The 12439-nt window shown below is 71.7% G+C and carries 8 protein-coding genes and 1 pseudogene; 4 read left to right on the top strand and 5 right to left on the bottom strand.

The features are described from left to right. Window positions 1-25: 25 nt before the first annotated feature. The 3 genes from ACFVYF_RS24970 to ACFVYF_RS24960 form a co-directional block, all read right to left on the bottom strand. A complete protein-coding gene (locus tag ACFVYF_RS24970) occupies window positions 26-1264 on the bottom strand; it encodes an SAV2148 family HEPN domain-containing protein (RefSeq protein ID WP_389458729.1) in 1239 nt (412 codons plus the stop codon). A gap of 115 nt (window positions 1265-1379) precedes the next feature. Then, on the bottom strand, window positions 1380-2699 hold the full coding sequence (locus ACFVYF_RS24965) for a copper amine oxidase (RefSeq protein ID WP_389458727.1): 1320 nt from the start codon (window positions 2697-2699) through the stop codon (window positions 1380-1382). 107 nt (window positions 2700-2806) lie between these two features. Continuing rightward, complete coding sequence (locus ACFVYF_RS24960; protein WP_389458725.1) at window positions 2807-3613, bottom strand: Tat pathway signal sequence domain protein; 807 nt, start codon at window positions 3611-3613, stop codon at window positions 2807-2809. A 180-nt stretch (window positions 3614-3793) separates the two neighbouring features. Between ACFVYF_RS24960 and glgX the strand changes: the two genes are divergently transcribed. Continuing rightward, window positions 3794-5902 carry a glycogen debranching protein GlgX gene (gene glgX, locus ACFVYF_RS24955; protein WP_389458723.1) on the top strand — a complete coding sequence of 703 codons (2109 nt, stop codon included), beginning with the start codon at window positions 3794-3796 and terminating at the stop codon, window positions 5900-5902. 328 nt (window positions 5903-6230) lie between these two features. Here glgX and ACFVYF_RS24950 read toward each other — a convergent pair whose 3' ends face one another. Continuing rightward, window positions 6231-6362, bottom strand: coding sequence for a hypothetical protein (locus ACFVYF_RS24950; RefSeq protein ID WP_389458721.1), 132 nt, complete (start codon window positions 6360-6362; stop codon window positions 6231-6233). An 81-nt stretch (window positions 6363-6443) separates the two neighbouring features. On the opposite strand from ACFVYF_RS24950, the gene treY reads away from it, so the two are divergent. Next, entirely contained in the window at window positions 6444-8834 is a 2391-nt protein-coding gene (gene treY, locus ACFVYF_RS24945) for a malto-oligosyltrehalose synthase (RefSeq protein ID WP_389458719.1), read from the top strand. Here treY and ACFVYF_RS24940 read toward each other — a convergent pair. After that, a complete protein-coding gene (locus tag ACFVYF_RS24940; protein ID WP_389458718.1) occupies window positions 8794-9198 on the bottom strand; it encodes a hypothetical protein in 405 nt (134 codons plus the stop codon). The two genes, treY and ACFVYF_RS24940, sit on opposite strands and share 41 nt — an antisense overlap. A gap of 1138 nt (window positions 9199-10336) precedes the next feature. Between ACFVYF_RS24940 and ACFVYF_RS24935 the strand changes: the two are divergent. Together ACFVYF_RS24935 and ACFVYF_RS24930 are read left to right on the top strand one after the other, a co-directional pair. Then, window positions 10337-10842, top strand: a pseudogene (locus tag ACFVYF_RS24935) (dihydrolipoyl dehydrogenase); the annotation flags it as partial. A 264-nt stretch (window positions 10843-11106) separates the two neighbouring features. Beyond that, window positions 11107-12357, top strand: coding sequence for a M14 family zinc carboxypeptidase (locus ACFVYF_RS24930; protein WP_389458995.1), 1251 nt, complete (start codon window positions 11107-11109; stop codon window positions 12355-12357). The last annotated feature ends 82 nt before the right edge of the window (window positions 12358-12439 follow it).

Here is a 12439-nt window from a genome sequence, read left to right as displayed (position 1 = left end):
GGCCACCGGCCGCAGGACACCCGCTTCAGGACACCGGCCGCGAGTCCGCCCAGGCGACCTCGAACTCCTCGCGGTATGTCGGGAAAAGACCCTCTTCGCCGGTCTCATCCGGTTTGACCACTCGGCCGCCGCCCCGCAGTACCAGCACCGGCGCCTCCATCCCGCGCGTCCGGCGCAGATAGGACTGCACGACGGCGACACCGTCCGAGCCGTCGCCGTCGACGAGGTAGGCGGTGAAGCGCGGCGTCTCGTCGAAGACCTGGATTTCGAAGGCGTCGGGATCGCGCAGCCGTGCCCTGACCCGGCGCATGTGCAGGATGTTCATCTCGACCGCCCGGCCCAATTCGCCACGCTTGATGCCCAGTTCGCGCTCGCGCCGTTTGATCGCGCTGGAGGCGGGGTTCAGGAAGAGCAGCCGTACCCGGCAGCCCGATTCGGCCAGCCGCACGAGGCGCCGCCCGGAGAAGTTCTGCACCAGCAGGTTCAGGCCGATGCCGATGGCGTCGAGCCGGCGGGCGCCGCCGAAGAGGTCCTCCGCGGGGAACTGCCGCAGCAGCCGCACCCGGTCCGAGTGGACGGCGACGACGTCCGCGTACCGGTCGCCCACCAGATTCTCGACCGCGTCGACGGGCAGCCGGCGGGCGGACGGGACGTCGCTGCCCGCGCCGAGGATCTCCAGGAGCCGGGCCGAGGCGCGCTCCGCCTGGGCCAGTACGGCCTCGGACAGGGCGCGGTTGCGGGAGACCACGTTCCGGGTGACTTCGAGCTCGTCCAGGGCGAGTTCGACGTCCCGGCGCTCGTCGAAGTAGGGCTCGAAGCACGGCCAGTGCTGCACCATCAGCTCGCGCAGCTGGGGCAGCGTGAGGAAGCTGAGGACGTTGTCGTCGGCCGGGTCGAGCAAGTAGCCCTTGCGGCGGCTCACTTCGCGTACGGCGACAGCGCGCTGCACCCACTCCTGTCCGGCGGGTCCGGCCGCGGCGACCACCCACTCGTCGCCGTGGACTGGTTCGTAGATGGGGCGGAGAACGGCGGCCACGACCGCGCGCAGCCGCTGTTCGACCAGATTCAGCCAGATGTACGCCCGGCCGGCGCGCTGGGCGCGTGTGCGCACCTCGCGCCAGGCGTCGGCGCCCCAGTCCAGTTCCGGTCCAATGGATCCCATTTCCATCGGCCGTGCCAGGGACACCGCGCCGGGCGGGACATCTGTGGAGTTCCCCTCGTGACCCTCGTCACCAGGAGGCAACTCCAGCCCTCCCGAGCCCACCCGCGCACCGCCTTCCGCTCCCCCGAGCTCTCCCCAGGGGCCAGGCCCCAATCAACGATCAAGGAAGGGTACTCCGGGACCGGTCGGCGGTGCAGCCCGATGGACAGGTCGTTTCTCAACTACCTTCTCTGGGTTGTCCGTTCTGGTCCGCGAGGTCGGCGGGAGTGAGCGGATTCATAGCGGTGACATCGCGCGGGGCGATCGAGAATCCCTGCCAGTGGACCGGCATGGGCTGCTGGTCCTCGTCACGGGCGACGTGGTGGAAGCCCACGTTCATCCACACAATGGGGTGGGTGAGGGTCTGCCCGTTGACCCACTTGTCGACGGACTTTCCGCCACCGGTACCGCAGTTGCGCAGGTTGTCGCTGGCGAACTGCTCGCACTTCTTGTACTCGGTGAAGTAGATGTCGTGCTTGGTGTACGGACGGCCGAGGTACTTGGTGGTGGCACCCGGGACGATCTCGTACGAACGCGCGTGATTGTCCTTGTTCTTGCCGGAGTTGCTGACCACGCGCCACCAGCGCATGTTCTTGGCGTCGCCGGCGAGTTCCTTGGTGACCTTGGTGCGGGTGGTCTTGTTGGTCGGGCCCTCGTTGCCGTTGGCGGGCGGGCTGACCGTGGAGTCGTACTGCTCGACCTTGCTCTTGGAGGAGCCGTCCAGGCCGAAGTTGAGCCGCCAGAAGACATTGTGACTGTGGCTGGTGGCGTACGACGTGGCGTTCTTGCCGATGGGCCAGCCACGGCCGTCACCGGCGTTGTAGTCACCCGGCGAGAGGCTGCCGGTGGCGCCGACGTTCATGTGGAGGGTGCCGTCGTCCTGGAAGCGCCACTCGGTGATGTACTCGTACCAGCCGACCTGGTTGACGGTGTAGACGAGCAGGTCCTTGCCCTGGGTCTGCCAGACCTTGTTCGCCGTGTCGCCCTGCATGCGGTAGGCGTGGCCGCGCGAACGCGTCGTGGCGCACAGGCCCTTGACGTTGGCGTGCGCCGGGTCCCAGGCCTCGGGGACCTTGACGGTCTTGATGGAGCCGCCGGGGCACTCGCCCGGGGCCATGTTCATCAGGCCCTGGCCGAAGCCGGCGCCGGTGAGGTCGCTGTACTCGGCCTTGCCGTCGTCATAGGGCACGTGGATCTGCGCGAGCTTGGCGCTGGTGAGGACCTTGATCGGCTGGGCCTCGCCCTTGGGCTGGTACGAGATGTTCTCCAGGACGAGCCCGGCCTCGCTCTCGTAGTGCCAGCACATCCGCCAGGTGGTGCCGGTGGAGAGCGTCTGCTCGATCTTGTACGCCGCGCTGCAGTCGGCGGCCGCCGTGGGGGCGGCCTTGGGCTGGGCCACGGCCGGCCCCGCGGCGGTCGTCGCGCCGACGGCGAGCGCGGCCACCGAGAGGCCCACCGCCGTCCGGCTGCGGGCACGGCTGATTCTGTTGACGCGCATGAAGAAGGGACTCCCTTGCAGAAAGCACGAAAGAAGAGCACGAAAGACGGACGGAGCCGGAAAGACGGGCCGGCGTGCCGGCGGGCGGGGGTCAGCCGCGCCGCGGCTCAGCCGAGCTTGCCGACCTTGCGGGCGCTCAGATCGATCACGAGGTCACGGCTGTCGATCCAGGGCCCGTTCTTGACCTTGGGGAACAGCCGTACGCAGCGGTGCTTGCCGCAGTCGGCCAGCACGGCGGGCTGCGCACCCGAAGTCGCCCGGTAGACCATGCTGTTGAGCATCAGCTGGTCGGGCGAGGTCAGTTGCTTGCCGGTGGCGTCCTTGTAGTCCGCCTTCAGACCGGCGCCGAGCGGTTCGGCGATCAGCAGCTGGGCGGCCTCGACCATCTCGTCGTGGCTGATGGGCGGCTGGACGTCGCGCTGGGTGTCCGTCTGCTCGACCTTCCCGGTGTCGAGGTTGACGGTCTTGGTGACGAGCGTGTCGTCCTTGTAGTCGTAGAACCGGACGTCGGCGCGGCGCGGCGCGTTCGGATTGTCCAGTTCGTCCGCTTCGGGCTCGGCGAGGTCGGCGCCGATGCGCTGCGGACCGCGGTCGCCCTCGACGTTCTCACTGGAGGAGAACAGCTGCCGGTTCAGCGCGATCTGTTCGACCCGCTTCAACTCGTCGTCGGTCAGCGGGTCGCGGCCCTTGCCCTTGTCGCCCTCGGCCGGCGCCTGTTCCACGACGCCCGGCTGCGCGGCCCCCTGCTCCTGCCCCGCCCCCTGGGAGGTCCGGCCCGCCCCCTTGGTGCCCCCGGAGTCGTCGGCCCCCGCCGCTCCCGGCAGCGTGACCGCGACCATCGCCGCCGTCCCGGCCACCGCGATGGCCGCTCCCGCCACCACCTTGCCGAGATGGCGCTGCGCTATCTTGCGCACATTCTCCCCCTACTCCCCCTGTGTCGCTTGTGGTCCTTGGAGCCCCACTGGTTCGGCATACCGCGTATGCCCCGGTCACTGGGTAAGAGGGACGTAAGTCCTACGAGGTTCCCTTACTTTCGGGGAGACTCGGCCCGGAGTCGCCCCCAGGGGCAAGGCACTACTGGAAGAGTCGTATCCATGCAGGTCTGGCCTGGAGAGGCGTATCCACTCGGCGCGACGTACGACGGCGCCGGAACCAATTTCGCGGTCTTCTCGGAGGCCGCCGACCGGATCGAGCTGTGTCTGCTGGACGACGACGGCTCGGAGACAGCGGTGGAGCTGCGGGAGACCGACGCGTTCGTACGGCATGCGTATCTGCCGGGGATCATGCCCGGGCAGCGGTACGGCTTCCGTGCGCACGGTCCGTTCGCGCCGGCGCGCGGGCTGCGCTGCAACTCGGCGAAGCTGCTGCTCGATCCGTATGCGAAGGCGATCAGCGGCGAGATCAAGTGGGGCGAGGAGGTCTACGGCTACCACTTCGGGGCGCCCGACAAGCGCAACGACCTGGACTCGGCGCCGCACGCGATGGCGTCGGTCGTGGTCAACCCGTACTTCGACTGGGGCGACGACCGGCGGCCGCGCACCGAGTACCACCACACCGTGCTGTACGAGGCCCATGTGAAGGGCCTCACGATGAAGCACCCGGCGCTGCCCGACGAGCTGCGCGGCACCTACGCGGCGCTGGCCCACCCCGCCATCATCGAACACCTGACCAAACTGGGCGTCACCGCGCTGGAACTGATGCCCGTTCACCAGTTCGTGAACGACCACCGTCTGGTGGAGATGGGCCTGAACAACTACTGGGGCTACAACACCATCGGCTTCTTCGCCCCGCACAACGCGTACGCCTCCTGGGGCGACCGCGGACAGCAGGTCCTGGAGTTCAAGTCGGCGGTCCGTGCGCTGCACGAGGCCGGCATCGAGGTCATCCTGGACGTCGTCTACAACCACACGGCCGAGGGCAACCACCTGGGCCCGACGCTGTCCTTCAAGGGGCTCGACAACCCGTCGTACTACCGGCTCACCGACGATCCGCGCTACTACATGGACACGACGGGAACCGGCAACTCCCTCCTCATGCGCTCCCCGCACGTCTTGCAGATGATCATGGACTCGCTGCGCTACTGGGTGACCGACATGCACGTCGACGGGTTCCGCTTCGACCTCGCGGCGACGCTGGCCCGGCAGTTCCACGAGGTGGACCGGCTGTCGTCGTTCTTCGACCTGGTGCAGCAGGACCCGGTGGTCTCCCAGGTGAAGCTGATCGCCGAGCCCTGGGACGTCGGTGAGGGCGGCTACCAGGTGGGCAACTTCCCGCCGCTGTGGACCGAGTGGAACGGCAAGTACCGGGACACCGTGCGGGACATGTGGCGCGGCGAGCCGCGCACGCTCGCGGAGTTCGCGTCCCGGCTCACCGGTTCCTCCGACCTCTACCAGGACGACGGCCGTCGCCCGCTGGCCTCCATCAACTTCGTGACCTGTCACGACGGCTTCACCCTGCACGACCTCGTCTCCTACAACGAGAAGCACAACGACGCCAACGGAGAGGACAACCGCGACGGCGAGAGCCACAACCGGTCCTGGAACTGCGGAGTCGAGGGCGAGACGGACGATCCGGCCGTGCTGGAGCTGCGAGCGCGGCAGATGCGCAACTTCCTGGCGACGCTGATGCTCTCCCAGGGTGTGCCGATGCTCAGCCACGGCGACGAGTTCGCGCGCACCCAGCGCGGCAACAACAACGGTTACTGCCAGGACGGCGACCTGTCCTGGGTGCCGTGGCCCGAGGACGGCAGCGAGCTGCTGGACTTCACGCGCGCGATGGTGTGGCTGCGGCGCGACCATCCCGTCCTCCGGCGCCGGCGCTTCTTCCACGGGCGGCCGGTGGAGGGCACCCACGACGATCTGTCGGACATCGCCTGGTTCACACCGGAAGGCAAGGAGATGACCCAGCGCGACTGGGACTCCGCGCAGGCGCGGGCGCTGACCGTCTTCCTCAACGGCAACGCGATCTCCGAACCGGGTCCGCGCGGCGAGCGGATCTCCGACGACTCGTTCCTGCTGATGTTCAACGCCTCGCCCAAGACACTGGAGTTCGTGATTCCGGTCAATCACGGGCGGCAGTGGCAGGTGGTCGTCGACACCGCACGCGCGGACGGGGGTGCCCCGGAGACCGGCCCGAAGATCCAGGCCGGGGACCGGCTGACCCTGGTGGACCGGAGCATGACGGTGCTGCAGCGGCCGGCCTGACAGGGGTCGTTGCCGGACGAGGTCGCCCGGCCGGTGAGTGAGCGGTCCGCCTGGCCGGGGAGGTGATCGGTGCCGGAGGGCACGCGCGCGTGGAGGGCGTTTTCCGTGGTCGCCCTGTCCGTGGCGTGCCCTTCCGTCGTACCGCCCGCTCCGCGCGGCTGTCGCGGGTACGTCGCGGGACGCGCCGTCAGCGCGATCACACGGGTGAACGCCGCGGCCGTACTGCCCAGGGCGAAGGCCGCGGCGGGTCCGTACGACTCGGCCAAGTGGCCGGTGACGGCGACGGCGAGTGCCGGGCCGCCGACGAGCGCGCTCGTCGCGAAGGCCGTCACCTCCGCGAGCCGTGGACGGTGGCGGTCGGATGCCGGCCGAGGAAGGACACGACGGGCAGCGACGGGCCCGTCAGCCCGATCACCGTGCGGTACGTCTTCAGCGCGCCGTGCTGCCCGGAGGTCCCCATCGGTCGAAACCAACCACCCGCGAGCGTGCCCGCGCGTGCGTCGATGACACGAAAGGCGGCCGGGCGGGTACGTAGGTTCCCATGACATCTGAGCGTCCTGACCCGATGGTGGTTCCCACGGCGACGTACCGGCTGCAGCTGCAGCCGGAGTTCACCTTCCGGGACGCCGAGACGGCCGTGCCGTACGTGGCCTCGCTCGGCGTCTCTCATCTGCACCTCTCCCCCGTCCTGGAGTCCGTCCCCGGTTCGACGCACGGCTACGACGTCGTGGACCACGCGCGCGTGCGGGAGGAACTGGGCGGCGAGGAGGGCCTGCGCTCTCTGGCCCGCACCGCGCGGGAGCACGGCCTGGGCCTGGTGGTCGACATCGTGCCGAACCACATGGCGATGTCCCCGCGGCACAACCGCGCGCTGTGGGAGGTCCTGCGCGAGGGCCCCGAGTCGCCGTACGCGCGCTGGTTCGACATCGACTGGGAGGCCCAGGACGGCCGGGTACTGCTCCCGGTGCTCGGGCAGCCGTTCGGTACGGAGATCGAGCAGTTCGAGGTCGACGGCGACGTCCTGCGCTACTACGACCACGTCTTTCCCCTGCGGGCCGGCACCGAGAAGCTGCCGCTGCCGCAGCTCGTCGACGCGCAGTGGTACCGCCCGGCGTGGTGGCGGCTGGCCCGCACCGAGCTCAACTACCGGCGGTTCTTCACCATCTCGGAGCTCATCGGGGTGCGGGTGGAGGACCCGGACGTCTTCACCGCGACCCACGGGAAGATCCTGGAGCTCCTCGACGAGGGCGTCGTCGACGGGCTGCGCATCGACCACCCCGACGGCCTCGCGGACCCCGACGCGTACCTGCGCCGGCTGCACGAGGCGACGAGCGGCCGCTGGACGGTGGTCGAGAAGATCCTCGCCGACGGGGAGCCGCTGCCCGCGGCCTGGCCCGTCGCCGGCACCACCGGATACGACGCCCTGCGGCACTTGGACGGCCTCTTCACGGACCCGGCGGGCGCCGGTGAACTCCTCGGCCAGTACCGCCGGTTCGCGGCGCCTCAGGCCGACCGGGGCGGCCACTACGAAGCGACGGTGCGGCGCGCCGCGTACAAGGTCGTCACGCACGAGCTGGCCGCCGAGGTCGACCGCCTCACCCGTGCGGCGAGCCGGCTGTGCGCGGCCTCGCCGGACCCCGTCCTGCGCGACCGCGCCCCGTGGGCCCTGCGCACGGCGCTGCGCGAGCTCCTGGTCCGCCTGGAGGTGTACCGGCCGTACACCTCCGGGGACGCGGCGTCCGTCGTCACCGAGGAGGCCGCGGCCGAGGCCCGCACGGTCTTCACGGTCCCCGAGGAGGCACAGGCCGTGGAGGTCGTACGGAACCTGGTGCTCGGGCGGGCCGGGGACGAGCCGGGGCACGCGGAGTTCCGGGCCCGGTTCGCGCAGACCGCGTCCGCGCTGCGTGCCAAGTCCGTGGAGGACACGGCGTTCTACCGCTATGTGCCGCTCCTGTCGACGAACGAGGTGGGCGGAGACCCGGGGAGTCCCGCCGTGTCCCCGGAGGACTTCCACGCCTACTGCGCGCGCGTGCAGCGCGACTGGCCCGGCACCGGCACCGTGCTGTCGACACACGACACGAAACGCAGCGCCGACGTGCGCGCGGCCCTCTCCGTGCTGACCGAGTGCCCGCAGCGGTGGGCCGACGTACTGGCCGAGGTGACCCGCGTCGGGGCCGGAGTGCCCGACCCGCAGCTCGCGTGGGCCGCCTGGCAGACGGTCTTCGGGCTCGGCCCCGCGGACGGGGACCGGGTGCAGGGGGCCCTGCTGAAGCACGTCCGGGAGGCCGGGCTGCACACCTCGTGGACCGAACAGAACCAGACGTACGAGGAGGAGGTCGCGGCATTCGTCGAGGAAGGCCCGTGCGGGGCTCCAGGACAACGCGTGCACGACTTCCGGGGCACCCTGGAGCCGTGGATCCGGGCCAACGTCCTGGGGGCCGCTCTGCTCCACCTGACGATGCCGGGCGTACCGGACCTCTACCAGGGCACCGAGGGCGAGTACCGGGCCCTCGTCGACCCGGACAACCGACAGCCCTTCGCGCCGCAGGAGCTGCCGTCCGCGAAGGCCGCGCTCACCACGGCCGCCCTGCGGCTGCGCAGGCGGCGCCCCGACGTCTTCGGCGACGCGGGGACGTACACGCCCCTGGCGGCCACGGGTCCGGGAGCGGGGCACTGTGTGGCGTTCGTCCGCTCCGGGGAGGTGATCACGGCGGTCACGCGGCTGTCACTGCGGCTGGCGGAGGCGGGTGGCTGGCGCGACACCCGTCTGGAGCTGCCGTACGGCCGGTGGGCCGATGTGCTCGTCCCGGGGCGGGAGTTCACCGGGCACGCACGCGTGGAGGAGCTTTTCGCGCAACTGCCGGTGGTCCTGCTGGAGCGGATCGCCGACGTCAGCGAAGGCGGACCAGAAGGGTCCGGGGTGAGCGGCTGACCAGACCCTCGGGCCTGGGCCGGAAGCCCGGCGCCCAGCGCAGCTGCGGCAGCGCGTCGAGCAGGGCACACAGCCCGTGCTCGGCGGTACGGCGGGCCAATGCTGCGCCGGGGTCGCCGGGGCGGGTCAGGAGGGGGGTGTACGCCGATGCCCTGGGGCCGGCCCACGCCCTGGGGCCGGCCGACGCCCTGGGGTCGGCGGGGATGGCGCCGTGCGCGAGGTCTTCGGGGTCGGTCCGGAAGGCGCCGTACGCCGATGCCTCGGCGTCGGTCCGGAAGGCGCCGTACGCCGGCGCCTCGGCGTCGGTCCGGAAGGCGCCGTACGCCGGTTCCTCGGTGGATGCCCGGAAGGCGCCGTACGCCAAGTCCGCGGCGTCGGCCCGGAAGGCGTCGTAGCGGTCCGGGTCGGTGAAGCGGGCCGGGTCGCGGCCCGCCGCGACCCGGCAGACAGGCGACGGTCGCGCCCGCGGGTATCGCGCCGACCGGCTCGGCGGCCCGGCGCAGGACGATGTGCAGCGGCGGGTCGCGGCGCAGTGACTCCGTCCAGGCTCCCGAGATGAACCCGGGATGCGCTCGGATCAGCTCCAACTGCCCCGGATGATCAAGGAGGTTGGCCACGAACGACGCGAGGGCGTGGGCGGTCCCCGCGGTCGCGTCGAGCAGCGTCCCGGCGAGGCCCGTCACGGTCGCGTCCGGCAGCGGACGGCCGTCGATCCGGGCGGTGCACAGCACCGAGAGCAGATCGGCGCGCGGATGCGTCCGGCGGCGGGCCACCAGCGGGCGCAGCAGGGCGTCCCAGGGGCCGCCGGGGGCTTGGCGGGGCCCGTCCCCTCCGGGGCTCCCCGTCCCCTTCGCACCGCCGTGCACGGCAGCCGTCACGTGCGGGGCGCCGCCACCCCGCAGGCACCAGTCCCGGACGCGTGCGGTGGCATCGCGCGGCAGACCGAGCGCCACGACCACCGCGGCGGCCGGCAGCCACTGGCAGAACTCGGTGACGAGGTCGGCCTCCTGCCGCGCGGACAGCCGGCTGGCGAGCACATGGGCGACGCGCCCGATCCCGGCGGTGAGGGCACCCTCCTGGAGTGCCGAGTACAGCAGCGCTTCCGCGCCCTCGGCGTGCGCGAGCGGCCGCTCCCCCGGCGTGACGAGCCGGGGGTCCGCGAGAGCGGCGCGAACATCCGCGTACCGGCTGATGAGCCAGGCGCCGAAGGCCGCGTCGTACACGAGCGGCGAACTCTCACGGAGCCTGCGGTAGAGCGGGTACGGGTCGGCCTCGGTCCCGGGCGCCCGCAGACTCGCCGGGGCCGGGCGCGGGGGCGGCTTCTCGAGCGCCGGGGCCAGGGGCGTGGCACCGCCAGGCAGTCCGTGAGGGCACAGCACCGCCGGCCTCCCGCCTCGGTGTCTGCGCGCGGAGATTCGCGCGCGGCTGTGCTCAGCCGACCACCTCGGACGGCGGAGCGCAGTCCGCGTACCCCCGTACGGGTGACGTCGGCACCGTCCCGTAGGACGGCCGTACCCGGCATCCATGTGGTGGGCGATCTGCTGCCCCCGCCGTCGCTCGGTCTGGCCCACGCCTCGTTCGCCGAGGGCCTGCTGGTGGCGGAGACACTGGCCGGGGTGCCGTCCGCGCCGGTCGACTACGCGGCGGTGCCCCGGGTCACGTACTCGTCTCCGCAGACCGCGTCGGTGGGGCTGACCGAGGCGGAGGCACGCGCGCGTGGGCATGAGGCCGATGTCAACACGATGCCGCTGACCGCCGTCGCGAAGGGCATGGTGCACGGCCAGGGCGGCATGGTGAAGGTGATCGCGGAGCAGGGCGGCGGGCAGGTGCTCGGGGTGCACCTGGTGGGTCCGAACGTCTCCGAGATGGTCGCGGAGAGCCAGCTGATCGTCGGCTGGACGCGCAACCGTCCGACGTGGCCCGGCACATCCACGCGCACCCCACGCTGTCCGAGGCGGTCGGCGAGGCCTTCCTCACGCTCGCGGGGCGCAGTCTGCACCAGCAGTAAGCGGTACGGGGGGCCGCGTCCGCGTCGGCCTGAACGGGAACCCGGCGAGGGGATGCCTACATCGGCGGTGAACCCGCGCCTCCCTACCTCGCCGGGCTCCATTGGGCAGTGGTTCGGGGCGCGGAGTAGCGGTAGCGGCAGTGCGGTACCCCCCGCTGGCGGTAAATGCTCCCTGGCGCCCCCTGGAGCCGCCCCGGCGACTCCTTGACAGTTCATCCAATGCATGGAGTACTGCGGATGCGACGTCGGGCGGACAAGTCGGGGGTGAGTCTCCTGCCGGAGCATCGCTACCCCAGTGTGACCGAACTCGTCGCGTCCGCACGGGCGCTGACGGCTCACCGTCCCGCGCTGTGCGGGCTGAAACAGATCGGCGTCTCCCGCGCGGGCCGGCCGCTGCATCTGCTGTCCGTAGGGCATGCGTCCCGAGCCGTGCTCGTCGTCGCCGGCGCGCACGCCAATGAGCCCACCGGCGGCTCGACGCTGCTGGCGCTGGCCGAACGAGTCGTCCAGGAGCGCGAGTTACGGGCCGAGACGTCGTGGCACTTCCTGCTCTGCGCGGACCCGGACGGTGCGAGCCTGCACGTGACGCCGGCGCCGCGCACCCTGCTCGACTACCACCTCGGCTTCTTCCGCCCGGCGGGGCCCGAGCAGCCGGAGTGGTCGCCCTCCGTGCTGCCGCCCGACCGGCTGCCGCCCGAGACACGCGCCCTCACCCGGGTCATCGACGAGCTGCGGCCCTACCTCCAGGTGACCCTGCACGGGACCGACCTGGGCGGCAGCTGGGTGCAGTTGACCAAGGACATTCCCGGGCTCGCCGAGCCGTTCGCCAAGTCCGCGGCGGAGTTGCACATCCCCGTGGAGACGGGCGCCTCGGACGCGGCCGGCTGGCCCGCCTCGGGGCCAGGGGTGCATGTGATGCCGGCGCCCGGCTCGGACGCGGCGTACCCGAGCATGCCCGACGACGCCCGGCACAGCACCTGGTACCACGCCCACCGGTACGGCGGTCTCACGGCGGTCGTCGAGGTGCCGATGTGGGCGAGCGACCTCGTGGACGATCCGGCCCCGCATCCCGCCCCAGCCGCCGCGCTCAGGCACCTCGCGCGACGGCTGACGCGGGACGCGACGCAGGTGGAGCGGATCCTCGCCGAGGCGCTGCCGCGGCTGCCAGGTCCCGAGGGGCCGCTGCTGCGGGCCGCCAAGTGGGCGCTGGAGCTGGTCCCGGGGCTGGCCGGGGACTGGGTCCACGGCCCGCCTCCGGACAGCACGATGGCGTACATCGGGAGCGTCGACGCGTTCGGCCGACGGCTGCCGCTGCGGGCCGCGGCGATGCTGCTGCGGGTGCTTCAGGAGGCCGACGACCTCGCCGCCCCGCGTCTCCAGGAGCTCGTCGCCCTCTGGAGCGAGGCCTTCGCCGAACGCTTCCGCGCCCGCTGGGTGCCACTGGAGAACCAGGTCGAGCACCAGTCCCGCACAGTGATCGCAGCGGCGCGCCACGCCCGCGACAGGGCGGCGTGAGGAGCAGTGTGACGGGCCGGCGTGAGGAGGCAGTGTGACGGGCCGGCGTGAGGGGCGGGCCGGGGGCGTACGGGGCCGGTAG

This window comes from Streptomyces sp. NPDC058274 (assembly GCF_042881375.1).
Lineage (GTDB): Bacteria > Actinomycetota > Actinomycetes > Streptomycetales > Streptomycetaceae > Streptomyces.
The sequence above is the reverse complement of the archived record's forward strand: the minus strand, read 5'-3'. Positions and strand labels throughout refer to the sequence as shown.

Bases quoted from the DNA above. Each gene is read 5' to 3' on its own strand.
- treY (WP_389458719.1), top strand. From the start codon at position 6,444: ATGACATCTGAGCGTCCTGACCCGATGGTGGTTCCCACGGCGACGTAC.
- ACFVYF_RS24950 (WP_389458721.1), bottom strand. From the start codon at position 6,362: ATGGGGACCTCCGGGCAGCACGGCGCGCTGAAGACGTACCGCACGGTG.
- ACFVYF_RS24965 (WP_389458727.1), bottom strand. From the start codon at position 2,699: ATGCGCGTCAACAGAATCAGCCGTGCCCGCAGCCGGACGGCGGTGGGC.
- glgX (WP_389458723.1), top strand. From the start codon at position 3,794: ATGCAGGTCTGGCCTGGAGAGGCGTATCCACTCGGCGCGACGTACGAC.